Origin of the sequence: Rhizobium sp. H4, assembly GCF_003013335.1 — a bacterium.
Taxonomy (GTDB): domain Bacteria; phylum Pseudomonadota; class Alphaproteobacteria; order Rhizobiales; family Rhizobiaceae; genus Rhizobium; species Rhizobium sophoriradicis.
Genome location: NZ_PSOW01000012.1, coordinates 207028 through 233144, shown reverse-complemented (window position 1 = coordinate 233144; position 26117 = coordinate 207028). Strand labels below are relative to the sequence as shown.

The window sequence follows — 26117 nt, the reverse complement described above, 5'->3', positions numbered from 1 at the left end:
CCGGGGCGTGGACATTGCCGCCTCTTTCCGGCAAAGCGCTGGTGATCGAGGACCAGCAATCGCGAGGCCATGATGACCCTGACACCGACCCTTTACAAGATCGTGACGGAACCGCTCTGGCAGCAAGCCAGACAAAGCGGTGTTTTTCATGGCGCCGGCATCGATCTCAAGGACGGCTTCATCCATTTCTCGACGGCTGACCAGGTCAAGCAGACCGCTGCCCTGCATTTCGCCGGCCAGTCCGACCTGATGCTGGTTGCCGTCGATGGCGGCGGCCTCGGTGACAAGCTGATCTTCGAACCTTCGCGTGGCGGCGATCTGTTCCCGCATCTCTATGCCGAGCTGCCGCTTGCGGCCGTGCTGTGGGAGGTGCGGCTGCCGCTCGACGAGACCGGCGCGCATATTTTCCCGGAGCTGCAGCCATGATCGATCCCTTCAAGCGTCTCGCCCGCAAGGGCCTCTTCCTGTTCGATCCGGAAACGGCGCACGGCATGTCGATCGCGGCGCTGAAATCCGGCCTCGTGCCCGCCTGCCAGATCACCGCCGATCCGCGCCTTCGCCAGACCGTCGCCGGCCTCACCTTCGAAAACCCGCTCGGCATGGCGGCAGGCTATGACAAGAATGCCGAAGTGCCGGAGGCGCTGCTGAGGCTCGGCTTCGGCTTTACCGAGATCGGCACGGTGACGCCGAAGCCGCAAGCCGGCAATCCGCGCCCGCGCATCTTCCGCTTGGTCGAGGATGAAGCCGTGATCAACCGTCTCGGTTTCAACAATGACGGCCATGACGCCGCCTTTACGCGCCTCGCCGCGCTGACGGGCAAGGGCATCGTCGGCGTCAATATCGGCGCCAACAAGGACAGCGAGGACCGCATTACCGATTACGTCGCCGGCATCCGCCGCTTCTATTCGGTCGCGCGCTATTTCACCGCCAACATCTCCTCACCGAATACGCCCGGCCTCCGCGACCTGCAGGCGCGCGAAAGCCTTGCGGCGCTGCTGTCATCAGTGCTTGCGGCGCGCGACGAGATGGCGGAGAAATCCGGCCGGAAGGTTCCGGTCTTTCTCAAGATCGCCCCCGATCTGACCGAGGAGGGCATGGACGACATCGCCGCCGAGGCGCTGGCGCATCCGCTGGACGGGCTGATCGTCTCCAACACCACGCTGTCGCGCGAGGGCCTCAAGGATCAGCGCCACGCCAAGGAGACGGGCGGCCTCTCCGGCGTGCCGCTGTTCGAAAAGTCGACCGCCGTGCTTGCCAGGATGCGCAAGCGCGTCGGCCCTGATCTGCCGATCATCGGCGTCGGCGGCGTTTCCTCGGCCGAAACGGCGCTGGAGAAAATCAGGGCGGGCGCCGACCTCGTCCAGCTCTATTCCTGCATGGTCTATGAAGGCCCCGGCCTGCCGGGCGATATCATCCGCGGCCTCTCCGGGCTCCTGGATCGCGAAAAAGCCGGCTCGATTCGCGACTTGCGCGACACCAGGCTCGATTACTGGGCGGCCCGAAAAGTTTGATCGGCCCGCGGCTTCACCAGCATCACCAGGAAGAAGCCGCGCAACAGCAGGAAGGCATTCATACCAAGCCACAGGCCGTGATTGCCGAAGAGCGGCACGAAGAGGGCGAGCATGGCGAGGTAGCCGGCAAAGGACATCAGCATCCGGTTGCGCATGTCGGCCGACCATGTCGCGCCGATGAAGACCCCATCCATCAAAAAGGCGAGCGCCCCGGTCAGTCCAGTCACCGCCGCCCAGGGCAGATAGGTCGCTGCCGCCTGCCGCACCTCGGGTGAGGTCGTCAGCACCGAGATCAGCCAGGGACCGGCGAGGAAGAAGAAGGCGGAAACGATCGCCGCCAGGCCGAAGGACCAGAGGATCGTAAGCTTCAGCCCGCGGTCGAAGGCCGGCCGGTAACGCGCGCCGACCGCCCGGCCGGTAATCTGCTCGGCGGCATTGGCAAGTCCGTCGAGGTAGTAGCCCGACAGCAGGAAAAAATTCATCAGCACGGCATTGGCGGCAAGCGTTACCGCGCCGAAGCCGGTGCCGATCCGCGTCATGATCGCGAAGGCGCCGATCAGCACGAAGGTGCGGATCAGGATGTCGCGGTTGAGCGCAAAAAGCTCGGCCAGCCGATGCCGGGAAAAGACCTCGGGCCATGCCGGCCGCTCCGATTTGGCAAAGCCGCCGAGCACGATGAACAGCCCGGCAAGCGCGCCGGCCACCTCGCCGGCCAAGGTTCCCCAGGCGACGCCGGCCACGCCCCAATCGAGCGACAGGCCGAGATAGATCGACAGCAGGATATTGATGCCGTTGATCAGCGCCTGCAGCAGCAGCCCGACACCGCCCCGTCCGCGCCCGAGCACGAAGCCGAGAATGGCGTAATTGGCGAGTGCGGCTGGCGCTGCCAGGATGCGGATCGAGAAATAGGTGGCGGTCGCCTCGGCGATCGCGCCTTCCGCGCCCATCAGCCGCAGACCCGCCACCTTGAGCAGCGGTGAAAGACAGAGCAGCGCCAGCCCGCAGCCGAGCGCCGAGATCAGTGCCCTGGCAAAGACCGCCTGCTGTTCGTGCTGGTCCCGCCGGCCATAGGCCTGCGCCGTCAGCCCGGTCGTTGATGCCCGCAGGAAATTGAAACTGCCCAGGATGAGATCGAAGAGCATTGCACCGATCGCCAGCCCCGCCAGCGCTTCCGGATCGCCCATATGGCCGACGACGGCCGTGCTCGTCAGCCCGAGCATCGGCGTCGTCAGGAAGCCGAGCGTCATCGGAATGGCGATCGAGAGCACCAGCCGGTGCGTGACCTCGAAGGCAAGGGAATGACTGCTGCTGCGCGTATCCATGCTTGCCCCATGTCGAGGCCGAATCGCCTCAGCTTGACAGCACCATCGCCCAATAGGGCAGGTTCCTGGAAGATGAATTGTGCGCGACGGCGACGCCGAGGCCGCCATAGTGCCCCAACATGTTTTCCAGATGATGCGGCGAGTTGATCCAGGCGGTCACCACTTCATCGACGCTCTGCTGGCCGGAAGCGATATTCTCCGCCGCCGGCAGCTGCACGCCGCTCGCCTTGACGCGGGCGCCGAAGCTGTCGGTCATGCCGATGAGATGCGCCATCTTGCCGGCGCTTGCCATGCGTTTGGCCTGGAAGAGGGCGGCCGTCTGCGCCGCCGGGTCGGGGCTAAGCGCCGGCAGCCCGTTCTTGGCCCGCAGCTGGTTGACGAGCGGCAGCACGCTTGCCGTCTCGTCCTCGCCGTCGGAGGGCGTGCCGGCAAGGCGCGGCGCGGTGGTGCAGCCGGCGATTCCGGCGGCCAACGCAAGTCCGGAAAGACGCAGCAGGCCGCGGCGGGAAAGATTGATGGAGGTCATGTTACCGGTGGTAGCTGAAAAGCCGAAGGATGAGGAAGAGCGGAATGACGATCGTCGCCCCGAGGAGGAGATAGTCGCCGACGCGCCCGAGTGCTGAAAAACCCCGATGCCAGATTTCCAGGATGAAGTCGCGGAAGCCATAAATGATGTTCCACGGCGTCAGGCCGAAGATGGTCATGACGAAACCAACGATCAGCGACACGACGATGAGTTTTATCAATGTGCGACCGAGGGAATCGCCGAGGAACCTGTTCACCTGATCGGACATGCGCCATCTCCTGTTTGCCCTTGGAATAAGGTTGCGGCGCGCCGCCCGCAAGCCCTTTCCAGAATTGGCCGCTTCGCCTGTGAAATAGGACTTGAGTTTTTTTGTGGCCGCCGCCAGATGCGGGCAGACGTATGTCATACAAACTGTGCAGCGGTTTGCGGTAATGACATGCGCAAGAGCCAACAGGTCTATTCATGCAGCCCCACCAGCTTTCTTCAGGCGATGTCATCGCCGACCGCCGCGCCGATTATGCCCGGATGCTCGAAGAGGGCGGCGAGCCGGAGGCGGCGGCCGAGTTGATGGAGCAGGCGCTCGAACTCGCACCGGCCTGGGCTGCCGGCTGGTATCGCCTCGCCACCTATCGCGAAAAGGCGGGCAGGGCGGAAGCCGCGATCGGAGCCTATCGCCGCACGCTTGCCCTCGATCCCGAAGATATTTTTGGCGCGGCCCTCAAGCTGGCCGTTCTCGGCGAAGGAGCTGCGCCCGACCGGCCGCCGAGCCGCTATATCGAGCGGCTGTTCGATGATTATGCCGAGCGTTTCGAAACCTCGCTGGTCGAAAAACTCGATTATAGCGTGCCGCAGAAGCTCGCAGCCCTCGTTTCTGCCACCGGCAGGCATTACACCTGTGCCGTCGATCTCGGCTGCGGCACCGGCCTGCTCGGCCCCGAAATCCATGGCCGCGTCGACCGTCTCGAAGGTTTCGACCTCTCGCAGAACATGCTGGCCAAGGCGGCCGAGAAGGCGGTCTACGATCACCTCGCCCAGGCCGACCTGTCGCTTGCATCAGATCTTTCCGGCCTCTTTGCCGAGGGGCCACGTGGCCGCGCCGACCTGGTGACGGCAGCCGACGTGCTGATGTATCTCGGCAATCTCGAAAGCGTCTTTGCCATCATCAACGATCTCGCCGCATCAGGCGCCGATCTCGCCTTTTCCGTCGAGGATGCGGGGGAGTGCGAGAGCTTCCATCTCGCACCGTCGCTGCGTTATGCCCATTCGGAAGCCTATGTGAGGATGCTGCTTGCCCGCCACGGCTTCGAAATCCTCGACATTGCCAAGACGGTCATTCGCAAAGATGGCGGCAATCTGGTTGCCGGCATTCTGTTCCTTACGCGCAAGCCGGCCTGAGCGAATGTTTCTTGCGATTTTCGAATAGGACAGTATTGCTTACCTATTCCGCTTGCTCGGACCCCGGAAAGCCTGATATTGCAGGGGTATCCGAAGAGAGCGCGGCGATCAGACGCCGAGCGCTCCGGCTCATTTTCATAAGCAATAACCCACTGCGTCCGGATTTCTCCGGACGTGCTCGCGAACACGTCTGCTGTTGGAGACTGGCGACATGACACAGCTCATCAATGCCCTCGGCCTCTGGAATACGAGTGCTGCGCGTCACTCGCCGATCGAAGACGTGCAGGGCATATTCTCCGGCAGTCTCGTCGCAGCCCTCGGCCTATACGTACTTGCCAGCGCCGGCCTTCTCACCGGCAGCACGGCCGGCGTCGCCTTCCTTCTGCATTACGCTTTCGGCGTCAATTTCGGCCTCGCCTTCTTCCTGCTCAACCTGCCGTTCTTCTATCTCTCGTGGAAACGTCTCGGCATGGCCTTCACGCTGAAGACCTTCATCGCCATCGGCCTGACCTCGGCAATCGCAGATCTGCAGTCGCGTCTCTTTTCCATTTCGAGCATCCATCCGGCCTGGGCGGCTCTGCTCGGCGGCCTGCTGCTCGGCTTCGGCGCGCTGGCGCTTTATCGCCACCGCGCCAGCCTCGGCGGCGTCGGCATTCTCGGCGTCTATCTGCAGGAGCGTTTCGGCATCCGCGCCGGCCTCGTCCAGCTGGCCATCGACATGTGCGTGCTGGCCGCCGCCTTCTTCGTCACCACGCCGCCAGTGGTCTTCTATTCCGTCCTCGGCGCCCTCGTCCTCAACCTCTTCGTCGCCATCAATCACCGCGCCGACCGCTACATCGCACTCTGACATTACAAATCGGTAACCCATTCTGAACAAAACGTAACTTGCCTGCGACCGGTCCCGGCGCGACATTTCTCCCCGCGCCGGATTTGATGAGGTGAGTTATGTCAGATTTGGAAAAACTTGTGAGACGCCGCATGCAGGAAGAATACGCCAAGGGCGCTTCCGCAGAGGAAATTACGAAAGTCGTCCGCGATCTGCTCAACAGCATCGACCTCTCGGGCACAGGCCCTGACGCCGTTGCCGCACGGGCCACGATCGATCGCCAATAACGGAATTTTCAACCGACCCGAAATTTCGGGTCGGTTGTTGGGATGCCATCATTGCCCGAGCCGACACCCAGTAGGGAAAGGAGATACGACCCGCCCCTTGTCCTGGTGGATGCGGTGTGGATGCTCGGCTCAAGGCCGAGCATGACGGAGGGTGGGGTTGACCCTACGCCAACTCACTCAGCCCCAGCCGTCACAGTCCGCTCAATCGCCTTCCAATGACAAGCTGGCGCTGCTGTCCTCGCTTTACGACCATGCGAAGCCGCCGAACGGAGGGCCGCATCGCAAAAGCCCGAAGCCGCCGCAGGAGGATTGGGAGGATCGGATCTGACACTAAGTCTCTGGCGGGTAAGCTATTTCCGGCGAACTTTAGCCCCACCCTCCGTCATGCTCGGCCTTGAGCCGAGCATCCACGCCGCATCCACCGGCATTGGCCTCAAGCCGCCTTTGTCACCGCATCGAGCGGATGCTGCGAGTGGAAGCCGACAGCGAGCCGGTTCCAGATATTGATCGCGCCGATCGCAACGGTGATCTTTGTCATCTCCTCCTCGGAGAAATACGCCTTCAGCGTCTCGTAGTCGGCATCCGGGGCGCCGGTTTTGGCGATGTTGGTGACGGCGTCGACCCAGCCGAGCAGGGCGCGTTCGCGCGCGTCATAGACCGGCGATTCCCGCCAGACGCACATCAGGTTGATCCACTGTTCGCTGAGCCCGTCGTGGCGGGCTTCCTTCACATGCATGTCGACGCAATAGGCGCAGCCGTTGATCTGCGAGGCGCGCAGCTTGATCAGGTGGATGAAGCGGCGCTCTAGGCCAGAGGTCTGGACATATTGTTCGAGTGCGGCGACCGCCTTGTAGGCATCGGGGGCGGCTTTGGCGAAGTGGAAACGCGGTTGCATGTCTTTCTCCTTTGATAGGGCTCAGCGAGCCGTCTTGCGTTCGTGGATTTCGAGGAAGGCGCAGCCTCGGGCTGCGATCGATCCGTCGTCGAGGGCATTCAATTCGATGCCGAGATCGGCAATGCTGGTCTTGGCGAGTTCGGCCCGGTAGACCCGCTCGGCCCGGAGCATCGCCGCGCTGATGTTGCAGGGCTTGGCGAAGAAGCGGTCGGAGACCGGGTTCGGGCCGCGCTGGCGGATTTCGGCGCAGCGGAAAGCCGGCGCCGGCCCCTCGACGGCGAGCAGGATATCGAGCAGCGAAATCTCTTCCGGCGCCTTCGCCAGCCTATATCCACCCCGCGGGCCCGGCACGGTATCGAGGATGCCGGCGCCCGACAGCGCCTGCAGATGCTTCAACAGATAGCTCGTCGACACGCCGTGGAATTCCGCCAGGGCCGCGGCCGAGAGCACGCCGCCTTCGGAGAGGCCGGAAAGCATCGCAACGCTGTGAATGGCCTGCTCGACGCCATCGCCCATCTTCATCGAAACAATCTCCAAATCGTGGATAAAAGATATCCATGATTATCTCGACTGTCAACTGGCGGCTGCTTGCCTTTCTCCTTGCGCCGGATAGAAGGAGAAAAACCGCAGGGGAACATCATGGCATCCAATGCCTTCGCAGGCCTTCTGAATTCCAGCGCCGACCGTCACTCACTTTTTGACGACGCGCAGGGCATCGTCGCCGGCAGCATGCTCGCGGTGCTCGGCGTCACGCTTCTTTCCGGCGCGGGACTGCTTGCCGGCGGCACCGCGGGCCTTGCCTTCCTCGCCCATTATGCGACCGGAATAAGCTTCGGCCTCTGCTTCTTTGCGGTAAACCTGCCCTTCTATTATCTCGCCTTCCGTCGCCTGGGCCCCGCCTTCACCATCAAGACTTTCGTTGCGATCGCGCTGACCTCGGTCCTGTCCGAATTCGCGCCCGGCTTCATCGGCGTGGCGCATGTCCATCCGGTCGCCGGAGCGCTCTTCGGAGGCCTCGTCATCGCCGCCGGCATGCTGGCGCTTTTCCGCCACCGCGCCAGTCTCGGCGGCATCGGCATCCTCGCCCTCTACATCCAGGATCGCTTCGGCTGGCGCGCCGGCCTCGTCCAGCTCGGCTTCGACGGCATCGTGCTGGCGCTCTCCTTCTTCGTCGCCAGCCCCTTCATCATCGCCTGTTCGGTGCTCGGCGCGGTCGTGCTCAACCTCACCCTCGCCATCAATCATCGCAAGGACCGCTATATCGCGATGTGAGCGGTCGGCCGCTCTTCTTTTTCGCGGGTGTTTCACTACCTTCAGGATGTGGACCAGATCGATTCCGAAGCCCGAGCCCTGCTTCCTGCCGCCTTTACCCGCTGGTTTGCGGAAAAGGGCTGGCGTCCGCGCGCCCATCAGCTGGAATTGCTTGCCCGCGCCGAGGCCGGCGAAAGCACCCTGCTGATTGCGCCGACCGGCGCCGGCAAGACGCTTGCCGGTTTTCTGCCGTCGCTCACCGACCTTACCCGTCGCGGCAAGATTCCACCCGGGTCCGCCTTCACCGGCATCCACACGCTCTATGTCTCGCCGCTGAAGGCGCTGGCGATCGATATCGAGCGTAATCTGATGAAGCCGGTCGCGGAGATGGGCCTGCCGGTCACCGTCGAAAACCGCACCGGCGATACGCCGAACGCCAAGCGCCAGCGCCAAAAACTCAGCCCCCCAGACATTCTGCTGACGACGCCCGAGCAGGTCGCCCTGCTTCTCGCCAACCGCGAGGCCGAGCGCTTCTTCAAGGACCTGAAATATGTGGTGCTCGACGAGCTGCATTCGCTCGTCACCTCCAAGCGCGGCCATATGCTGTCGCTCGGCCTTGCCCGTCTGCGCCGCCTTGCCCCAGGCCTCAAGACCATCGGCCTGTCGGCGACCGTCGCCGAGCCGATGGACCTGCAGAAATGGCTGGTCGCCCAGGAAGAGGGCAGGGAGCATCACGCCGGCCTCGTCGTCGTCGAAGGCGGCGCCAAACCCGACATTTCGATCCTGTCGACCGACGAGCGCATTCCCTGGGCCGGCCATTCCGCCAAATATGCCATTCCCGATGTCTACCGGCAGCTCCTCGATCACCAGACGACGCTGCTGTTCGTCAATACCCGCAGCCAGGCCGAAATGCTCTTCCAGGAGCTTTGGACGATCAATGACGACAACCTGCCGATCGCCCTTCACCACGGCTCGCTCGATGTCGCCCAGCGCCGCAAGGTCGAGGCGGCGATGGCCGAAAACCGGCTGCGTGCCGTCGTCGCCACCTCGACGCTCGATCTCGGCATTGACTGGGGCGATGTCGATCTGGTGATCCATGTCGGCGCGCCGAAGGGCGCCTCGCGCCTTGCCCAGCGCATCGGCCGCGCCAATCACCGCATGGACGAGCCGTCGAAGGCGATCCTCGTGCCGGCCAACCGTTTCGAGGTGATGGAGTGCCAGGCGGCACTCGACGCCAATTATATCGGCGCCCAGGATACGCCGCCGGTCGGCCGCGGTGCGCTCGACGTGCTCGCCCAGCACGTGCTCGGCATGGCCTGCGCCGAACCCTTCGACATGCTGGAACTCTATGACGAGATCACCAGCGCCTCGCCCTATGCCGATCTCAGCTGGGAAAATTTCGAACGCGTCGTCGATTTCGTCGCGACCGGCGGTTATGCACTCAGGACCTACGAGCGTTACGCCCGCATCCGCAAGAGCAAGGAGGGCCGCTGGCGCGTCTCCAACCCTGCTGTCGCCCAGCAATATCGCCTCAACCTCGGCACCATCGTCGAAAGCCCGATGCTGAACATCCGCATGGTCAAGCGCGGCGAGGGCGGCCGGATCGGCCGCGGCGGCGCCACGCTCGGCAAGGTCGAGGAATATTTCCTCGAGCAATTGTCGCCCGGCGATACCTTCGTCTTCTCCGGCAAGGTGCTGCGCTTCGAGGGCATCCGCGAAAACGAATGCCTGGCGTCGCAGGCCTTTTCGCTCGATCCGAAGATCCCGTCTTACAATGGCGGCAAGTTTCCGCTGTCGACCTATCTTGCCGAGCAGGTGCGGGCGATGATCGCCGACCCCGACCGCTGGCGCCATCTGCCCGATCAGGTGCGCGACTGGCTGTCGCTGCAGACGGACAAATCGATGCTGCCGAAGCGCGACGAGTTCCTGATCGAAACCTTCCCGCGCGGCAGCCGCGGCTACATGGTCGCCTATCCCTTCGAGGGCCGCCTCGCGCACCAGACGCTCGGCATGCTGCTGACGCGCCGGCTGGACCGGGCGGGCGCCAAGCCGCTCGGCTTCGTCGCCACCGATTATTCGCTCGCCGTCTGGGCGCTGGAGGATATGGGCCTGATGATCGGCAACGGCCGGCTCAGCCTTTCCGACCTGTTCGACGCGGACATGCTGGGTGACGATCTCGAAGCCTGGCTCAACGAATCCTTCCTGCTGAAGCGCACCTTCCGCAATTGCGCCGTGATTGCAGGCTTGATCGAGCGCCGCCATCCTGGCAAGGAAAAGAGCGGCCGCCAGATCACCGTCTCCGCCGATCTGATCTATGACGTGCTGCGCAGCCACGAGCCGGATCACATCCTCCTGCAGGCGACGCGGCAGGATGCGGCGACCGGACTTTTGGATATAGGCCGACTTGGCGATATGCTGATGCGAATCAGGGGCCATATCACCCACCGCCCGCTCGATCATATTTCCCCGCTCGCCGTGCCGGTGATGCTGGAGATCGGACGCGAAGCGGTGCCGGGCGAGGCCCATGACGCATTGCTCGCTGAAGCGGCGGACGATCTGATCGCCGAAGCGCTGGCGTAAGGATTGGACCTGACAGAATTGGGCCTGACGAGGGAAAAGACGACCGTGATGAACCGCCTGGCGCTGGCGCGCGACATATCGGCACTGGCTGCAGTACCGGCCGTCGAGACGTCGATCCACGGCATTGCCGCCGTCTGCGATCCGCTCGGCGCCCTCTATTTGCCCGATGCCGGCCTGCTCGTCGTCTCCGACCTGCATCTGGAAAAAGGCGCGGCCTTCGCCCGCCGCGGCATGATGCTGCCGCCCTATGATACGCTGGCGACCCTGACCGTACTGGCCGCCGTCATCTCGCGTTACGATCCAAGGCTCGTCGTCTCGCTCGGCGACAATTTCCACGATCGCATCGGCTCCGCGCATCTGCCGGAAAATTTCCGCGCGCTGATCGTCGGCATGGCGCGTGGCCGCGAATGGATCTGGATCAACGGCAACCACGATCCCGACGGCGTCGTCGATCTGCCCGGCGCCTGCGCCGACGAGATCCATTATGCCGGCCTGACCTTCCGCCACGAGCCGAAAAACGGCCTGCAGAGCGGCGAAATCGCCGGTCACCTGCACCCGTCGGCGACCGTGCGCCGGCGCGAGAGATCAATCCGACGCCCCTGTTTCGCCACCGACGGCGCCCGCCTGCTGATGCCCGCCTTCGGCGTCATGAGCGGGGGCTTGGATCTCGGCCACCAGGCGATGAAAGGCCTGTTCGACACATCGTCGCTGGTGGCGCATCTTTTGGGGCGCGATCGGATTTATTCTGTCAGGTATGGGAATTTGCGGGGGTAGCGATTGCTATTCGGATAGGGCCTGCCGTGGCCGCCCCTCAGACTATTATTAATCACACCCCCGCAACTGCTGCTGATAGGTTCCAGCCATCCGCGCGAACTTCTGCGCCGTCTGCTGCAATTGCCCGTTCGAGCGCCAGTCGCCGCGCTTGTATCCCGTCGGCCCGGAATAATAGGCGAGGTAGAGATTATAGGCATCGTTCAGCGGAATGCCGGTCTCCACGCTGTTTTGATAGTGGTACCAGCCGATGAAATCGATGGCGTCGGTGAAGTTCGTGCGCCGCGCCGCCCAGTTCCCGGTCTGCGACTGATAGTGATCCCACGTTCCGTCGAGCGCCTGCGAATAGCCGTAGGCGGTCGATGGCCGGGTCCAGGGAATGAAGCCGAAGAGCTTGGTACGCGGTGGCCGCGCATAAGGCTGGAAACCCGATTCGGTGTACATCGTCGCCATCAGGATCGGCACGGGCACGCCGTATTTCTTTTCTGTCCGCTCGGCCGCTCTCTGCCAGCTGGAAAAAAGCCCCTCGCGCTGGTCGAACACGGCGCAGATGTTTCTCGTCTGCTTCGGCGCCGTCGCGCAGCCGGCAAGTAGCGCGAGACCCACGGCGGTCAGAACGATACGAGTACGCATAACAGAACCTCTCGTTTCAGAGAGATTACTAACTCGTAAATGTTAAGAACCGGTTTTTAGTCGAATACGAAGCTTTTTGGAAAGGGCTGCCGCCGTCGACCGGGGCCGAGCCACGATCTAAGACCCCTCCCCAACCCCTCCCCACAAGGGGGAGGGGCTTGAATGCCGCGCCGACCTTATTCCCTTCACCGTCTCATCCGCAGAAGCGTTGATGTTTGTCGTGGGACGGTGCCGCGCATAGCCCCTCCCCCTTGTGGGGAGGGGTTGGGGAGGGGTTTCGCCCAGGCATCGCACAGCCATGGCCCGCAGCCTGCTACACCTTCACCGGCTCATAGCGCAGGATCACTGCGCCGCCTTGCGTCGTCGCGGAATCGATGAGCTTCAGCGGCAGCTGGGCCTCGGAGCGCTTGAAAAGCGGATTGCCGCCGCCGAGGATGACGGGTACCACGCAGACCCTGATTTCATCGATAAGGCCAGCTTTCAACAGGCTGTCGGCAAGCTCGGCGCTGCCGAAGATGAAGATCGTCTTGCCGTCCTCTTGCTTCAGCCGCGTCAATTCGGGGATCGGATCGCTGACGACGCGGGCTTGTTCCAGCCGGGCTCGGTCATCGTCCGCGACACGGCGATCTTGGCGATGCCGTTCATATAGGCCTTGATCTTGTCTTCGCCTTGCGCCGTCGGCCAGTAGGAGGCCATGCCCTCATAGGTCTTGCGGCCGAAAACCAGGAGATCGCCTTCTTCGCCGAACTGCTCGGCCAGGCGCTGCAGCTCCGGCCCCCAGGCGAGATTGTGGAAGTCGATATCCCACGGCTTCGTGCCTTCGAAATACCCGTCGAGGGTCATCAGGTTCCAGACGATAAGCTTTCTCATGGCATCCTCCTTCTCGATTGTCGGATGTAAACCGGTTGCGAATCAAAACTGGTTCAAACCTTACGTGGCCGATAGCAAAATGCAAGCGGTTTTTACGAGGAGGAGCGGATGAGGTGCGCCGGGGCCAGCCGGCGCTCGACCGGTGGCCGCTATAACAGGACATTCGCGGGCGTACGGTGCCTTGCGGCGGCTCAGTCCCGGCGGAAGATGAGGCTGGCGCCCCAGCCGGTGACGACGGCGAGCAGCACGGCAACGCAGCCGTAGAGGATCGGCTGGTCATGTGCCGCATCGGTGATCGTCTGCTCGATGCCCGTCTTGATGACGCGCAGCGGCAGCGATTTCTCGGTGACGAGATTGCCGCTCTTGAAGAGATAGGCGCGCACCGTATGCACGCCGTTTGGAATATTTGCCGGCAGGCGCAGGCTCGCCTTGAACAGGTTCGAGGAAACGAACCGCACGCCGCTCGGGTTGCGGTCGTAAAGCGCGCCTCCCTGCTGCAGCCGCAGGAAAGCCTGGCGGAACTCGCCGAGATTGCTGCCGTCGCCGACGAAGCCGACCGGCGTCAGCGGAATGTGATCGATGCCGATCCCCTGATCGGTCAGCTCGAGCGGCGTCGTCAGATCGTCGATCATGCGCGAACTCGACATCGAATAGGAATGCGGCACCGCCTCGAAGGTCATCGAGCGCCTGTTCACCCAGATGCCGAAGACACGCTCCTTCTTGCGCACCGTCGCATCCTCGCGCGGGCCTTCCAGCACCACGACCACGTCATACTGGCCGATGGCGAGCAGCAGCTGGTCGGTGTTCGAGAGCGCCCCGAAGATCGTCAGATCCGCCCCGTGGAAATCCGAGGTGATGGCGATTTCGCTGGTCGACGTGCCGATCTCAAGGCCTTCTCGCACCGCTTCGGTTGATTGTCCCGGCAGCCATTGCGCGCCGGCCACCGCCGGCAGCAGGCAAAGAAGCGCGAGGAGGGCGACAAGCAGGCGCATCAGTTATCCCCCATCACCACCGAATAGACATCGGTCGGCGTTACCACCAACGCGATCGCCAGACGCAGGCCGACGGCCAGCACAAGCAGCCCGAGCAGGGCGCGCAACTGCTCGCCGCGCAGCTTCTGACCGACGCGAACGCCGTATTGCGCGCCGATGACGCCCGCCACCATCAGGATGAAGGCGAGCACGATGTCGACAGAGAAATTCGTCGCCGCCTGCACGATCGTCGTATAGGCGGTGACGAAGATGATCTGGTAGAGCGAGGTGCCGACCACGACATTGGTCGGAATGCGCAGGAGGTAGATCATCGCCGGCACCATGATGAAGCCGCCGCCGACGCCCATGATCGAGGTGAGGATGCCGATCGCAAAGCCGAGCGCGACGATCGGAATGACGCTGAGATAGATCTTCGATTTCTTGAAGCGCACCTTGAGCGGCAGCTTGTGCACCCAATGCTGGTGGCCCGGCTTGCGTGGCGCCGGCGGTTCGTTGCGAGCAGCCCGCCGCATGGCATTGATGCTTTCGAGCAGCATCAGCCCACCGACGGTCCCCAGGAAGATGACGTACATCAGCGAGATTATGAGATCGAGCTGGCCTACGCGGCGCAAAAGCGAAAAGATCCAGATACCGACCGTGGCGCCTGTAAGACCGCCGATCAGAAGCACAGTGCCGAGTTTCACATCGAGCGTGCCGCGCCGGAAATGGGTGATCGCCCCCGAAATCGACGACGCTACAACCTGGTTCGCGCCGGTGGCGACGGCGACGACAGGCGGGATATTGTAAAAGATCAGCAGTGGGGTGATGAGAAAGCCGCCACCAACGCCGAACATTCCGGAAAGGAACCCGACGGCCGCCCCCATGCCGAGAATGATGAAGATGTTCACCGACAATTCTGCGATGGGCAGATAGATTGTCACAACCGACCCCGAATGATGACCGCTCCTGCCGGGCGGTTTCCGTCACGTCCCCGTTCGAATGCGCACCTTACCGCGAAATCGTTGCCAGAGGCTTTCGATCAGCTCTGAGATGGAGATCGGTGGCAGAGATTCGCCGGATGCGCGAACGGATATTCCCGCATATTCCGGCTTTTTTCAGATTGCATGACGGGCGGGAGCAAAAGGCGGCGAAAGCCTTGCGGCATAGTGCCGCCAGGCTGGGATTTGCTGACGGAGTTGGCAGACTCCTTTCGGTTCGCGCCGCAATGGTTGCCCCTCACCCTAACCCTCTCCCCGTAAAAACGGGGCGAGGGGACGTGCCTTGCGAGATGCCAGTGAGGGAGGGAGAGGTCGCGGCAAATCCCCTTCTCCCCGCATGCGGGGAGAAGGTGCCGGCAGGTGGATGAGGGGCCGGTCTCGCCGATCTCCGGCGCGCCGCGCCTCAAATCGCCTTGGCCACCTGCTTGTTGCGCTCGAGCAGCGCCTTGACCGTCGCGTCGGTCACCTTGCCGTCCGGCTGCTGGCCGATCGACTTCTGGAAGTTCTTGATCGCGGTCACGGTCTTCGCGCCCATTTCGCCGTCGGGCACGCCGGCGTCGAAGCCGTTATTGTTGAGGATGGCCTGGATGTTGCGGATCGCCTTCTTCATGTCGACCGAGGCTGTCTTGGCGCCGGTGCCCGCCCATTCGTCGGGAATGTCGATGCCGTTGGCGCGGTGGTCGAGCGGCTCCGGCTTCCAGAGATCGGCCTTGGTGCGGGCACGCTCGAGCTGGTCCGGCTTCATCGCGTTGGCGACCTCGTCGCGCTTCTGGGCCGCATCCTTGTCGCCGGCCTTGGCGGCGATCGCGAACCACTTGTAGGATTCTTCGAGGTCGGCAGGAACGCCGTTGCCCCTCGCGCAGAGGATCGCCAGGTTGAACTGGCTGTCGGTGATGCCGAGGTTGGCGGCCTTGATGAACCAGGAGGCGGCCGTCGCATAATCCTGCTGGCCGAGCGCGCCGGAGGCGTAGAGGACGGCGAGGTTGTGCATGGCGCTGGCATTGCCCTGGTTGGCCGCCTGTTCGTAGAAGGACCTTGCCTTGGCAATGTCGCGTTCGACGCCGTTGCCCTTTTCGTACATGCTGCCGAGCCGGTACTGCGCCGGCGCAAAACCCTTGTCGGCCGAAAGCTGGTACCAGGTCGCCGCCTGCTTCTGATCGACCGTCACGCCGTTGCGGCCGTCCGAATAGCGCGCGCCGATCTCGAACAGCGCCAGCGCATCGCCGCCCTGCGCCGCATCGGCAAGCGATTTCGGCTGCACGGTGTCGGGAATGGTGATGGCGGCCTGCGGTGCTGCGGCCGGCGTATTCGGAAGGAAGCCCGATGTCTCCTGCGTCGGGCTGGACGAAGCGGCGGGCGCAAAAGTTGCAGCTCCTTCGCCGTCGAGCGGTGCAGCGTCGGTCAGATGATCGCCGGCGGTGGGTGAGGTTGATTCCGGCTGCGCCTGTTCGCCGGCCGGGGGAGCCGTTTCGGCTGCGGGAGCGGTCGTAGCGGCAACGCCGGCGTCCGTCTGGGCGGGTGTCGCTTCAGGCAGGGCCGGCTGCGGGTTTTCCGTCGCTCCGGTCAGCGCCGAGACCTCCGCCGGCGCCTGCGGCGCGGGTTCGCCGCTCGTCAGCGTCCGGGCCAGCGGAAAGGCCATGATGGCGAGCAGCACGGCGCCGATCGCCAGCAGGATCGGCCGGCGGTAGCGCGAAAAGGCGCTGATCTTGCCGGTTTTGCCCGTCTGGTCGGTCTTGCCCAGCTTGTCGGCCTTGGCAGTGGCGCTCTTCTTTTCGGCCTTGGGAGCTGCCTGCTTTGGGTTGGCGTCCACTTCCATCGCGGCTGCCTGCGCCGCACGGCGGGCCGCGGCGATGTAATCGGCGCGATCGGTTTCGCCGGCAGGTTTGCCGCGCGCGGCACTCTGGCTGGCGCGCACCCGTTCAAGGATCTTCTTGACGTCAGGCGCGCCCGAACCCGGCTCGAGCAGTTCATTCGCCGCATCCGTCGGCACCACGTCGGCAGGATCGATCGACGGCGCGGGGTCGATCACCGCGCGTTCGCCGGCCTTGGTCTCGGATTTCTTGCCTGGGCGGAGCCGCTTGCCCAAGCTGGCGAGCAGGCCGGCCTTTGCCGGTGCCGGCGTTGCGGCCTCCGGCACTCTGGTCGCGGCTTCGATGGCGATCGCGCTCGTCGCGCTCATGGCCGCGGCCTGGGCCGGGACGGCAGCTTCGGCTGCGACCTCAGCCGGGCGGATGACCGGAGAGGCCATCGCTGTCGGGGCAGCTCTCGGCGTCTGGGCGGCCTCGGCCACCATCAGCGCGTAAGGGTCGACATCGAAATCGACGTCGGCGACCGGCATCGGGGCGACCGGCCGTCCGCGCTCTTCCATCCCGTCGAGGCGGTCGGCGATATGCACCAGCGTCTCATGCAGCGCCTTGAAAGTCTTGTGCGTGCGCTCCTCGCTGTCACGGCTGATATCCTCGAGGTGGCGCAGATCCTCGGCCAGCGCCGCCAGCGCCGACATATCGGCGGCCGGCACGCCGCCCTGCAGCGCGCCATTGCGCGAATAGGCCTCGACGACGGCTTCCGCCGCCTGACGCGCCGCTTCGATAATATATTCGTCGCTCGTCGCCATATAATCTTCGATCGCGCCCATGCGCCGGTCGAGATCGGCGGGGATCGCAGCGCTTTCGCGCGGCTCGCTCATCAGCGCCGAAAGATTGGCGATCTGGTCCTCGAGGTTCTTCAGCGCCCGAGGATCTGTCGGCGGTGCTGCGGTGCTCTCCTCCAGCCGGGCGGCAATATCGCTCAGGCGCCCTTCCAGACGCCGGAAGGCGCCGTCGTCGATCGCCGCGGCCGGCGCCGGCTGCGGATGGGCCATCTCGTCGATTCGCCGGGCGAGATAATCGAGCCGCTGCGCCAGCACGTCGTTGACGGCGCCGTTCTCGAGCGCGTCGATCTTGCGGGAGATGTCGGACAGCGGTCCCGTGAGGTCGGGCTGCGCGGCCGTCTGCTGCGTGCGCTCCAGCAGATAGGAAAGATGTTCCAGCCGCTCGTCGAGCCGCGACGTCGCTTCGGCGTTGGTCAGATCCTCGACACGTTCCGTCAGCGCCTCCAGCCGCATCGCCAGCTCATCGGCCGGCGTCGCCCGGTTGGCGGCATCATGGCTCATCACGTCGATCTGGTCGGCGAGTGCCGAAAGCCGGCTTTCCAGCCGCTGCATCAGCGTCGGATCGCTGTTGGCGGCCGCACGTCCGCTGGCCGCGATCGCCCGGCTGATCTCGTCGAGCCGCATGTCCATGGCGGCGAACTGTTCGGCCATGACCCGGTCATGCGGCTGGATCATATTGCCGAACTGCTCCATCGCCGTGGCGATGGCGATGAGCTTATCTTCCAGCGCGCGAACCGCCGGGCTTTCGCCCATGCCGCCGATATGGCGCTTGATGTCGTCGAGCCGGTAGGCGAGCGAAACCAGCTCTTCCTGCAGCCCCTCGGTATCGAGGGCGGCAAGCCGGTTCTCGAAGCCGTCCCAGCGGCTTTCCATGTGACGCAGCGATTCCTCGCGCGCCAGCCCGTCCATCAGCGATCGCAGATCCTCGAAATCTTCACGCAGGCCGGCCGCTTCCGCGCCGGCCGAGCGTCCGGTCAGCTGGGTGATGCTCTGGGCGAGGCGGTTCATGTCGGCGCGGATGTCGTCGGCGAAGCGGCCGTCGCCGGCACTTGTTTTGATCTCGCGCAGTTCCGTGCGCAGCGCATTCATCTCGCGGGTAACGCCTTCGGAAATGTCGCGCTTCAGGTCTTGGCGCAGGTTGACGAGCGCCTGGGCGATCTCCGTCATCGTATCGTCGCCGGCGCGGAAGGCGGGTGCCGGCTGAGACGCTGTGGCGCGTGGCGCGGGTTCGCGCAGCTGCGGAGCCGGTTCGCGCCCGTAAGGCCGCTCACGACCGGCTTCCAGCGCGCGCTGGCGCTGGCGGATTTCAGCGAGCGGATCTGGCCTCGGCTCGATCGGCGCTCTGGCCGGGCGCGGCGAATTGGAGCTGGCGTAAACGTCGCGCTCGGCCGTTGCCGTGCGCGGTCGGGGTTCGCGCCCGCTTCCCATTAGCCCTTCGATGCGCGCCTCCAGCCCTTCGATCGTGCGGTTCAGCGCATCGAGCGAGGTCCTGTCGGACTGCCGGGAAGGATTTGATCGCGATCCGTTCATCTTCTTGCTCGCTTCGACTGCTCGACCTCTCGTCAGAGCTCGATCCGTGGCTTTTCCGTCTGTGGCCAGCGTCTTCACGCGGACCGGAGCGCATCATCCGAAAGAAGATCGTCGATTAGACTTTCCTCAGGCTGAACGATGTAGCGGCATCCTTTAGAAACGCGAGACGGGGAAAAGGAATGCGGGTCGCTACTGCTCAACCCGCACCTTTCACGAAACGTGGTAAACAAGCCGTTAATATCGATGAGAATTTTTTAACGTTTGCAGTCCAACGGCCGCTTTTGGCAGCAATTGCGGCTGAATTCGTCAAACCGGAAACGCATGACACGGCGGGATCTCAGTGCGCCGCATCGATCGAATAGGCGCTGATGCGGGAGAGATGAATGAAGGAAAGGCCGGTCTCCTCGGCCCAGTCGTTGAAGGCCTTCTGGATCAGCGGCTGGTCCTTCTTCGCCGTCCCGGAGGTAGACAGCGGCACGCCGGCCGATCTGAGGCAGGCAAGCACATCCATCGTCGCAACGAAGCTGTCGCGGCCGATGCCCCGCAGGAAATATTGCCCGGTCATGCCGCCGAGCCGGCTGCCGCGTTTGCTCAACAGGTCGAGGAGACCGACCTGGTCTTCCCGCGGCCAGTCGGCGAGGAAGACGCCGGCGCTGCCATATTCCTTCGCCAGCTCCCTGATGAAAGCGGCATTGGCGCGAACGGACATGATCTTCGCGCCGTTGCGGATGATCCGCTCGTCCGAGGTCAGTTCATGCCAATAATCATCGGGCGCGATATTCAGCATTGCCGGATCGAAACCGGAAAACGCCGCCTCGAAGCCCGGCCACTTCGCATCGATCACCTTCTGGACGAAGCCGCTGTAGAAGATGCGCCGGGTCATGTCGGCGAGAATACGATCGTCGGGCATGGCGCGCAGCCGGTCGTGATCCGGCCGATGCTTTTCCAGCAAGGCCTGCAGCGCGGCCGCTCCGCCTTTCCGCTCTTCCGCACGCTGCCTTATCGCCTCGAAACTGATCATGCCGGCCGCCCCTTACGCAATTGCCGTTGGAAAGACGCCTCCGCTTATACGCCGTTCCACAATGGGCAAGGAAGGGGAGATGACGTCTCGTGCTTCCGGGCACTTCGTCGCCCGCAGATTCGTGGTCCGCGAATTTTTTCGAGAAAGATCGCAAAGCTGCTGAATTTGACGTTTACGCAAACGTCAATATTTTGTAAGACAGTGCCCGAGGCCGGTGCGACCCGGTCAGTCGAATGGAGGAATTCGCGAAATGCCAGTCTACAAGGCCCCGGTGAACGATACGCTCTTCGTCCTGAATGATGTGCTGGGCCTCGAACGCTACAACAATCTGCCGGGTTTTGCCGATGCCACGCCTGACATGATCGAGGCGATCCTCGGCGAGGCGGGGAAAGTTGCCGAGGAGGCGCTCTTCCCGGTGAATTATTCCGGCGATCAGGAAGGCTGCCATCGCCACGACGATGCCAGCGTCTCGACACCAAAAGGCTTCAAGGAGGCTTATAGGGCCTATCGCGAAGGCGGCTGGATCGGCCTTGCCGTGCCTGAGGAATTCGGCGGGCAGGGGCTTCCCTATACGCTGCATTGCGCCGTCGGCGAATATACGTCCGCAGCCAACATGTCGCTGATGATGTACCCCGGCCTGACGCAGGGCGCGATCGCCGCGATCCTCGTCCACGGCACGCAGGAGCAGAAGGACACCTACTTGCCGAAGATGGTCGACGGTTCCTGGTCGGGCACCATGAACCTGACAGAGCCGCATTGCGGCACCGATCTCGGCATGCTGCGCACCAAGGCGGTGCCGCAGCCTGACGGCAGCTACAAAATATCAGGCCAGAAGATCTTCATCTCCGCCGGCGAACACGACCTGACCGACAATATCGTCCACCTGGTGCTCGCCCGCATCGAAGGCGCGCCCGAGGGCACCAAGGGCATCTCGCTGTTCATCGTTCCGAAATTTCTGGTCGGCCAGGACGGCGCGCTCGGTGCCCGCAATACCGTCTCCTGCGGCGCGATCGAGCACAAGATGGGCATTCACGGCAACGCCACTTGCGTGATGAATTACGACGAGGCGACCGGTTTCCTGATCGGCGCCGAAAACCGCGGCCTCAACGCCATGTTCGTGATGATGAACGAGGCCCGCCTGATGGTCGGTCTGCAGGGCATCGCCATTTCCGAGGTCGCCTATCAGAACGCCGCCGCCTATGCCCGCGACCGCATCCAGGGCCGCTCGCTGTCCGGCGTCAAGGCGCCGGACAAGAAGGCAGATCCGATCATCGTCCATCCCGATATCCGCCGGACGCTGATGACCATCCGCGCCTTCAACGAGGCCGGCCGCGCCTTCCTGCTCTGGACCGCGCTGAAATCCGATATCGCCCACCGCGCCACCGACGAGAAGGAGCGCCAGACGGCCGACGATATTCTCGGCCTCGTCACGCCGATCCTCAAGGGCGTGATGACCGACCGCGGCTTCGACCATGCCGTCATGGCCCAGCAGGTCTTCGGCGGTCACGGTTATATCGAAGAACACGGCATGAGCCAGTATGTGCGGGATGCCCGCATCGCCATGATCTATGAAGGCGCCAACGGCATTCAGGCGCTCGATCTCGTCGGCCGCAAGCTCGCCTTGAACGGCGGTCGCGCCGCCATGGCCCTGTTCAAGGAGATCGGTGATTTCTGCGAAGAGAACCGCGGCGACGAAAAGCTCTCCTTCTTCACCAAGCATCTGAAGAAGGGCTTGAACGACGTCCAGGGCGCGACCATGTGGTTCATGCAGAACGCCATGGCCAAGCCCGACAATGCCGGCGCCGGCTCGACCGACTATATGCATCTCTTCGGCCTCGTCGTCCTCGGCTATATGTGGGCGAAGATGGCGAAAGCCGCCGAGGACGGCCTTGCGTCAGGTGATGGAACCCGTGAGGATTTCCTGAAGAACAAGCTGGTGACCGCCCGCTTCTTCATGGAACGCATTATGCCGGAAACCGCGCTGCGCAAAGCCCGCATCGAAGCCGGCGCCGATACAATGATGGAACTCGCCGCCGAAGCGTTTTAATTGAGGTTCCCCCTTCTCCCCAGCGGGGAGAAGATGTCCGAAGGACAGATGAGGGGGTGAGCGACGAAGGAGCGAACGGCCGCGCGCAAGCAAGGCCGAGTTTGCCGCGAGCGCCCCCTCATCCGACCTTCTCCCCGAGGGGGGAAGGGGGAGTTGAAATTCACCGGCGCCGCCGCGCCGTCAGGGAGATGAGGAATGACCGAGGTTTTCATTTACGATCACGTCCGCACGCCGCGCGGCCGCGGCAAGAAGGACGGCGCCCTGCATGAGGTGCCCTCCGTCCGCCTCGCGGCCAAGAGCCTGGAAGCGATCCGCGACCGCAACGGGCTCGATACCACAACCGTCGACGACATCATCATGGGCTGCGTCGATCCGGTGATGGATGCCGGCGCCGTCATCCCCAAGGCCGCCGCCTTCGAAGCCGGTTATTCCACCAGGGCGCCCGGTATGCAGATCTCCCGTTTCTGCGCCTCCGGCCTCGATGCCGTCAATTTCGGCGCTGGCAAGATTGCCCAAGGCGCCGATGACATCGTCATCGCGGGCGGCGTCGAAAGCATGTCGCGTGTCGGCCTCGGCATGTCGGGCGGCGCCTGGTTCATGGACCCCTCGGTGAATTTCCCGGCCTATTTCATGCCGCAGGGCGTATCGGCCGATCTCATCGCCACCAAATACGGTTTCAGCAGGACCGATGTCGACGCCTACGCCGTCGAGAGCCAGAGGCGCGCTGGACATGCCTGGGAGCAGGGTTGGTTCGACAAGTCGGTCGTCCCGGTCAAGGATCAGAATGGCCTGACGATCCTCGATAAGGACGAGCATATGCGCCCCGGCACCGATATGCAGGCGCTCGCATCCCTCAATCCGTCCTTCCAGATGCCCGGCGAGATGGGCGGCTTCGAGGCCGTCGGCATCCAGGCGCATCCTGAGATCGAGCGCATCAACTATGTCCATCACGCCGGCAATTCCTCCGGCATCGTCGATGGCGCGGGCGTCGTCCTGCTCGGCTCGAAGGTGGGTGGCGAGAGCATGGGACTGAAGCCGCGCGCCCGCATCAAGGCCTTCGCCAATATCGGCTCCGATCCGGCCCTGATGCTGACCGGCCCTGTCGACGTCACCGAGAAACTGTTGAAGCGGACCGGCATGAGCCTTGCCGATATCGACCTCTTCGAGCTCAACGAGGCCTTCGCCGCCGTGGTGCTGCGCTACATGCAGGCCTTCGACATCGACCACGCCAAGATCAACGTCAATGGCGGCGCCATTGCCATGGGCCACCCGCTCGGCGCCACCGGCGCGATGATCCTCGGCACGGTGCTCGACGAACTCGAACGCCGCGATCTCAATACCGCGCTGGTGACGCTCTGCATCGGCGCCGGCATGGGCACGGCGACGGTTATCGAACGCGTTTGATCGGATCTGAACCCTCCCTTGTCGGGGAGGGGCTTCACCGCAAGAGAGTTCAGGGAGAGGAATTCCCAAGATGAGCAGCTACAACAATTTCACGCTCGAAACCGACGCCGATGGCATCGCTCTCGTCACCTGGGACATGCCCGGCAAATCGATGAACGTCTTCACCGCCGAGGTGATGGAAGAGCTCAACGCCATCATCGACGCCACGACGGCCGACGCCGGCGTCAAGGGCGTCGTCTTCACCTCGGGCAAGTCCTCCTTCTCCGGCGGCGCCGACCTGTCGATGATCAAGTCGATGTTCGGCTCCTATCAGAAGGAGAAGGCGAAGAGCCCGGAAACGGCCGTTCAGACGCTTTTCGGTCTCGTCGGCCGTATGTCCGGCCTGTTCCGCAAGCTCGAAACGTCGGGCAAGCCCTGGGTATCCGCCATTAACGGCACCTGCATGGGCGGCGCTTTCGAACTGTCGCTCGCCTGCCACGGCCGCGTCGCCTCCAATGCCAAGAGCGTCAAGATCGCGTTGCCCGAGGTCAAGGTCGGCATTTTCCCCGGCGCCGGCGGCACCCAGCGTGTGCCGCGGCTTGCCAATGCTCAGGATGCGTTGCAGATGATGACGACGGGCCAATCGCTGACCGGCTCCCGCGCCAAGGCGATGAACCTCGTGCATCAGGTGGTCGAGCCGGATCAACTGATCCCGGCCGCCAAGCAGATGATCAAGGACGGGCTGAAGCCGGTTGCCCCGTGGGACGAGAAGGGCTTCAAGCTGCCGGGCGGCGGCATCTGGACGCCGGCCTCCGCCCAGCTCTGGCCGGCCGCACCGGCAATCCTGCGCCGCGAAACCTCCGGCAATTACCCCGCCGCGCTCGCCATCCTGAAATGCGTTTATGAAGGCCTGCAGGTGCCGTTCGACACGGGTCTCAAGATCGAGCAGCGTTATTTCACCGAGGTGCTGCAGACCCGCGAAGCCTTCTCGATGATCCGCTCGCTGTTCATCTCCATGCAGGAGCTCGGCAAGGGCGCCCGCCGTCCCGCCGGCATTCCGAAGACCGAACTCAAACATGTCGGCGTCGTCGGCGCCGGTTTCATGGGCGCCTCGATTGCCTATGTCACCGCCGCCGCCGGTCTCCCGGTGACGCTGATCGACCGCGACATGGAGGCTGCCGCCAAGGGCAAGGCCGTCTGCGAAGGCCTCGTCAAGGATTCCGTCGGTAAGGGACGCTTTACGCAGGACGAGGCGGCGGCGCTTCTCTCCCGCATCACGCCTGCCGCCGACTATGCCGGTCTCGCCACCGCCGATCTCGTCATCGAGGCGGTGTTCGAAGATCGCGAAGTGAAGAAATCGGTCATCGAGGCGGTTGAAGCCGTACTGCCGGAAGGCGCGATCTTCGCCTCCAATACCTCGACCCTGCCGATCACGGGTCTTGCGAAGAACTCGAAGCGCCCGGCCGATTTCATCGGCATCCACTTCTTCTCGCCTGTCGAAAAGATGATGCTGACCGAGGTCATCCTCGGCAAGGAGACCGGCGACAAGGCGCTCGCCGTCGCGCTCGACTATGTCGCGGCGATCAAGAAGACGCCGATCGTCGTCAACGACACCCGCGGTTTCTTCGTCAATCGCTGCGTGCTGCGCTACATGTCGGAAAGCTACGACATGCTGATCGAAGGCGTGCCGCCTGCGATGATCGAGAACGCGGCCAAGATGGCCGGCATGCCGGTCGGTCCCCTGGCGCTCAACGATGAGGTCGCCATCGACCTGTCGCTGAAGATCCTCAAGGCCACCATCGCCGATCTCGGCGAGAAGGCGATCGAACCCAGGCATATGGAGCTCATCTCCCGCATGGTCGAAAAGGAGGGCCGCTTCGGCCGCAAGAACTCCAAGGGTTTCTACGACTATCCGCCGAAACCGGCGAAGAAGTCGCTTTGGCCCGAGCTCAAGGACTTCTATCCGCAGAAACAGGCGGATGAGGTCGATGTCGCCGTCCTCAAACAGCGTTTCCTCGTCACCATCGCGCTCGAAGCCGCCCGCACGGTCGAGGAAGGTATCGTCACCGATCCGCGCGAAGCCGACGTCGGCTCGATCCTCGGCTTCGGCTTCGCGCCCTATACCGGCGGGGCGCTGAGCTATATCGACGGCATGGGTGTGAAGGCTTTCGTCGAGTTGGCGGAAAAGTTAGCCGAGGCTTACGGCAGCCACTTCAAGCCGACGCCGCTGCTGAAGGACATGGCCGCCAAGGGCGAGACCTTTTATGGGCGGTTCGATCCCTATGCGGGGGCGAAGGCAGCGGCGTAAGCGCGATCCGCGGCCTTGGTATTAACGGGAGTATCTTTACCGTTGTGCCGTGGCCGCCCCCCTCTGCCCTGCCGGGCATCTCCCCCACAGGTGGGGAGATCGCAAGTGGCTAAACTTTCCCGCCTCTCTACCGTTTCGCCCGGCGGACACCAGTTGTTTGGGGAAGCCGGTGCGCCCAGCCAATCTCCCCACCTGTGGGGGAGATGCCCGGCAGGGCAGAGGGGGGCTTACACGGCACGACGTTAGTGAACACCCCGCCAAGCCGAATTCGACTTTCCCTTGCCGACGCCTTGCCGCGGACACAATTTGCAATTACATGTCTCCGCATCGATCTTGCTAGAT

Annotated in this window: 21 protein-coding genes and 1 pseudogene; 11 read left to right on the top strand and 11 right to left on the bottom strand. The window is 63.6% G+C overall.

Translation table 11 applies throughout. The annotated features are described in order from the left end of the window. Positions 1–72 precede the first annotated feature (72 nt). Together C4N04_RS20130 and C4N04_RS20125 are read left to right on the top strand one after the other, a co-directional pair. Entirely contained in the window at positions 73–426 is a 354-nt protein-coding gene (locus C4N04_RS20130) for a DUF952 domain-containing protein (protein WP_039623006.1), read from the top strand. After that, entirely contained in the window at positions 423–1511 is a 1089-nt protein-coding gene (locus tag C4N04_RS20125; RefSeq protein WP_096765058.1) for a quinone-dependent dihydroorotate dehydrogenase, read from the top strand. The genes C4N04_RS20130 and C4N04_RS20125 overlap by 4 nt, the downstream gene beginning before the upstream one ends. On the opposite strand, the gene C4N04_RS20120 is transcribed toward C4N04_RS20125, so the two are convergent. From C4N04_RS20120 to C4N04_RS20110, 3 genes are read right to left on the bottom strand one after another with little or no spacing between them, the layout of a single operon-like run. Next, complete coding sequence (locus C4N04_RS20120) at positions 1487–2833, bottom strand: MATE family efflux transporter (RefSeq protein WP_106796843.1); 1347 nt, start codon at positions 2831–2833, stop codon at positions 1487–1489. The genes C4N04_RS20125 and C4N04_RS20120 overlap by 25 nt on opposite strands. Positions 2834–2861: 28 nt before the next feature. Then, a complete protein-coding gene (locus C4N04_RS20115) occupies positions 2862–3359 on the bottom strand; it encodes a CAP domain-containing protein (protein ID WP_106796842.1) in 498 nt (165 codons plus the stop codon). A 1-nt stretch (position 3360) separates the two neighbouring features. Further along, entirely contained in the window at positions 3361–3627 is a 267-nt protein-coding gene (locus C4N04_RS20110; RefSeq protein ID WP_038686743.1) for a DUF6460 domain-containing protein, read from the bottom strand. Positions 3628–3821: 194 nt separating this feature from the next. Between C4N04_RS20110 and C4N04_RS20105 the strand changes: the two genes are divergently transcribed. From C4N04_RS20105 to C4N04_RS32505, 3 genes are all read left to right on the top strand, one after another. Next, positions 3822–4754, top strand: a complete 933-nt coding sequence (locus C4N04_RS20105) for a methyltransferase domain-containing protein (protein ID WP_077992649.1) — start codon at positions 3822–3824, stop codon at positions 4752–4754. A gap of 211 nt (positions 4755–4965) precedes the next feature. Next, the gene (locus C4N04_RS20100; RefSeq protein WP_009993999.1) at positions 4966–5601 is read left to right on the top strand and encodes a YitT family protein; all 636 of its coding nucleotides are present in this window, start codon (positions 4966–4968) and stop codon (positions 5599–5601) included. A 131-nt stretch (positions 5602–5732) separates the two neighbouring features. Further along, positions 5733–5867, top strand: a complete 135-nt coding sequence (locus C4N04_RS32505; RefSeq protein WP_280954347.1) for a hypothetical protein — start codon at positions 5733–5735, stop codon at positions 5865–5867. 433 nt (positions 5868–6300) lie between these two features. Here the strand turns inward: C4N04_RS32505 and C4N04_RS20095 are convergent, their stop codons facing one another. Continuing rightward, a complete protein-coding gene (locus C4N04_RS20095) occupies positions 6301–6762 on the bottom strand; it encodes a carboxymuconolactone decarboxylase family protein (RefSeq protein WP_106796841.1) in 462 nt (153 codons plus the stop codon). A gap of 21 nt (positions 6763–6783) precedes the next feature. Next, positions 6784–7284, bottom strand: coding sequence for an Rrf2 family transcriptional regulator (locus tag C4N04_RS20090; protein WP_038686750.1), 501 nt, complete (start codon positions 7282–7284; stop codon positions 6784–6786). 117 nt (positions 7285–7401) lie between these two features. On the opposite strand from C4N04_RS20090, the gene C4N04_RS20085 reads away from it, so the two are divergent. From C4N04_RS20085 to pdeM, 3 genes are read left to right on the top strand one after another with little or no spacing between them, the layout of a single operon-like run. Continuing rightward, positions 7402–8034 carry a YitT family protein gene (locus C4N04_RS20085; RefSeq protein ID WP_010057954.1) on the top strand — a complete coding sequence of 211 codons (633 nt, stop codon included), beginning with the start codon at positions 7402–7404 and terminating at the stop codon, positions 8032–8034. A gap of 48 nt (positions 8035–8082) precedes the next feature. Next, entirely contained in the window at positions 8083–10593 is a 2511-nt protein-coding gene (locus tag C4N04_RS20080) for a ligase-associated DNA damage response DEXH box helicase (RefSeq protein ID WP_096765064.1), read from the top strand. A 48-nt stretch (positions 10594–10641) separates the two neighbouring features. Continuing rightward, complete coding sequence (gene pdeM, locus C4N04_RS20075) at positions 10642–11367, top strand: ligase-associated DNA damage response endonuclease PdeM (RefSeq protein WP_038686755.1); 726 nt, start codon at positions 10642–10644, stop codon at positions 11365–11367. 48 nt (positions 11368–11415) lie between these two features. Here pdeM and C4N04_RS20070 read toward each other — a convergent pair whose 3' ends face one another. The 6 genes and pseudogenes from C4N04_RS20070 to C4N04_RS20045 form a co-directional block, all read right to left on the bottom strand. Continuing rightward, positions 11416–11997 (bottom strand): transglycosylase SLT domain-containing protein, encoded by a 582-nt coding sequence (locus C4N04_RS20070; protein WP_038686757.1) that lies wholly within the window; start codon positions 11995–11997, stop codon positions 11416–11418. A 313-nt stretch (positions 11998–12310) separates the two neighbouring features. After that, positions 12311–12867 (bottom strand): annotated as a pseudogene (locus C4N04_RS20065) (dihydrofolate reductase family protein). Positions 12868–13058: 191 nt separating this feature from the next. Continuing rightward, the gene (locus C4N04_RS20060; RefSeq protein ID WP_009990223.1) at positions 13059–13859 is read right to left on the bottom strand and encodes a TIGR02186 family protein; all 801 of its coding nucleotides are present in this window, start codon (positions 13857–13859) and stop codon (positions 13059–13061) included. Continuing rightward, entirely contained in the window at positions 13859–14779 is a 921-nt protein-coding gene (locus C4N04_RS20055) for a sulfite exporter TauE/SafE family protein (protein ID WP_038686761.1), read from the bottom strand. The genes C4N04_RS20060 and C4N04_RS20055 overlap by 1 nt, the downstream gene beginning before the upstream one ends. Before the next feature lie 460 nt (positions 14780–15239). Continuing rightward, positions 15240–19016, bottom strand: a complete 3777-nt coding sequence (locus tag C4N04_RS20050; RefSeq protein ID WP_106796840.1) for a peptidoglycan-binding protein — start codon at positions 19014–19016, stop codon at positions 15240–15242. Between the two features lie 337 nt (positions 19017–19353). Beyond that, positions 19354–20037: a DNA-3-methyladenine glycosylase I gene (locus C4N04_RS20045; RefSeq protein ID WP_038686765.1), complete on the bottom strand. Its 684-nt coding sequence runs from the start codon at positions 20035–20037 to the stop codon at positions 19354–19356. 250 nt (positions 20038–20287) lie between these two features. Here C4N04_RS20045 and C4N04_RS20040 point away from each other — a divergent pair, with 250 nt between their 5' ends. From C4N04_RS20040 to C4N04_RS20025, 3 genes are all read left to right on the top strand, one after another. Next, entirely contained in the window at positions 20288–22084 is a 1797-nt protein-coding gene (locus C4N04_RS20040) for an acyl-CoA dehydrogenase C-terminal domain-containing protein (RefSeq protein WP_106796839.1), read from the top strand. A gap of 195 nt (positions 22085–22279) precedes the next feature. Then, a complete protein-coding gene (locus tag C4N04_RS20030) occupies positions 22280–23488 on the top strand; it encodes an acetyl-CoA C-acetyltransferase (protein WP_038686769.1) in 1209 nt (402 codons plus the stop codon). Between the two features lie 70 nt (positions 23489–23558). Beyond that, positions 23559–25775: a 3-hydroxyacyl-CoA dehydrogenase NAD-binding domain-containing protein gene (locus C4N04_RS20025; protein ID WP_106796838.1), complete on the top strand. Its 2217-nt coding sequence runs from the start codon at positions 23559–23561 to the stop codon at positions 25773–25775. Positions 25776–26117 lie beyond the last annotated feature (342 nt).

Excerpts from the sequence above, each read along its gene's own strand:
- C4N04_RS20130 (WP_039623006.1), top strand. The coding sequence starts at position 73 with ATGACCCTGACACCGACCCTTTACAAGATCGTGACGGAACCGCTCTGG.
- C4N04_RS20120 (WP_106796843.1), bottom strand. The coding sequence starts at position 2,833 with ATGGATACGCGCAGCAGCAGTCATTCCCTTGCCTTCGAGGTCACGCAC.
- C4N04_RS20030 (WP_038686769.1), top strand. The coding sequence starts at position 22,280 with ATGACCGAGGTTTTCATTTACGATCACGTCCGCACGCCGCGCGGCCGC.
- C4N04_RS20040 (WP_106796839.1), top strand. The coding sequence starts at position 20,288 with ATGCCAGTCTACAAGGCCCCGGTGAACGATACGCTCTTCGTCCTGAAT.
- pdeM (WP_038686755.1), top strand. The coding sequence starts at position 10,642 with ATGAACCGCCTGGCGCTGGCGCGCGACATATCGGCACTGGCTGCAGTA.
- C4N04_RS20070 (WP_038686757.1), bottom strand. The coding sequence starts at position 11,997 with ATGCGTACTCGTATCGTTCTGACCGCCGTGGGTCTCGCGCTACTTGCC.
- C4N04_RS20115 (WP_106796842.1), bottom strand. The coding sequence starts at position 3,359 with ATGACCTCCATCAATCTTTCCCGCCGCGGCCTGCTGCGTCTTTCCGGA.
- C4N04_RS20050 (WP_106796840.1), bottom strand. The coding sequence starts at position 19,016 with ATGAACGGATCGCGATCAAATCCTTCCCGGCAGTCCGACAGGACCTCG.
- C4N04_RS20095 (WP_106796841.1), bottom strand. The coding sequence starts at position 6,762 with ATGCAACCGCGTTTCCACTTCGCCAAAGCCGCCCCCGATGCCTACAAG.
- C4N04_RS20125 (WP_096765058.1), top strand. The coding sequence starts at position 423 with ATGATCGATCCCTTCAAGCGTCTCGCCCGCAAGGGCCTCTTCCTGTTC.
- C4N04_RS20085 (WP_010057954.1), top strand. The coding sequence starts at position 7,402 with ATGGCATCCAATGCCTTCGCAGGCCTTCTGAATTCCAGCGCCGACCGT.
- C4N04_RS20025 (WP_106796838.1), top strand. The coding sequence starts at position 23,559 with ATGAGCAGCTACAACAATTTCACGCTCGAAACCGACGCCGATGGCATC.
- C4N04_RS32505 (WP_280954347.1), top strand. The coding sequence starts at position 5,733 with ATGCAGGAAGAATACGCCAAGGGCGCTTCCGCAGAGGAAATTACGAAA.
- C4N04_RS20090 (WP_038686750.1), bottom strand. The coding sequence starts at position 7,284 with ATGAAGATGGGCGATGGCGTCGAGCAGGCCATTCACAGCGTTGCGATG.
- C4N04_RS20100 (WP_009993999.1), top strand. The coding sequence starts at position 4,966 with ATGACACAGCTCATCAATGCCCTCGGCCTCTGGAATACGAGTGCTGCG.
- C4N04_RS20060 (WP_009990223.1), bottom strand. The coding sequence starts at position 13,859 with ATGCGCCTGCTTGTCGCCCTCCTCGCGCTTCTTTGCCTGCTGCCGGCG.
- C4N04_RS20105 (WP_077992649.1), top strand. The coding sequence starts at position 3,822 with ATGCAGCCCCACCAGCTTTCTTCAGGCGATGTCATCGCCGACCGCCGC.
- C4N04_RS20045 (WP_038686765.1), bottom strand. The coding sequence starts at position 20,037 with ATGATCAGTTTCGAGGCGATAAGGCAGCGTGCGGAAGAGCGGAAAGGC.
- C4N04_RS20110 (WP_038686743.1), bottom strand. The coding sequence starts at position 3,627 with ATGTCCGATCAGGTGAACAGGTTCCTCGGCGATTCCCTCGGTCGCACA.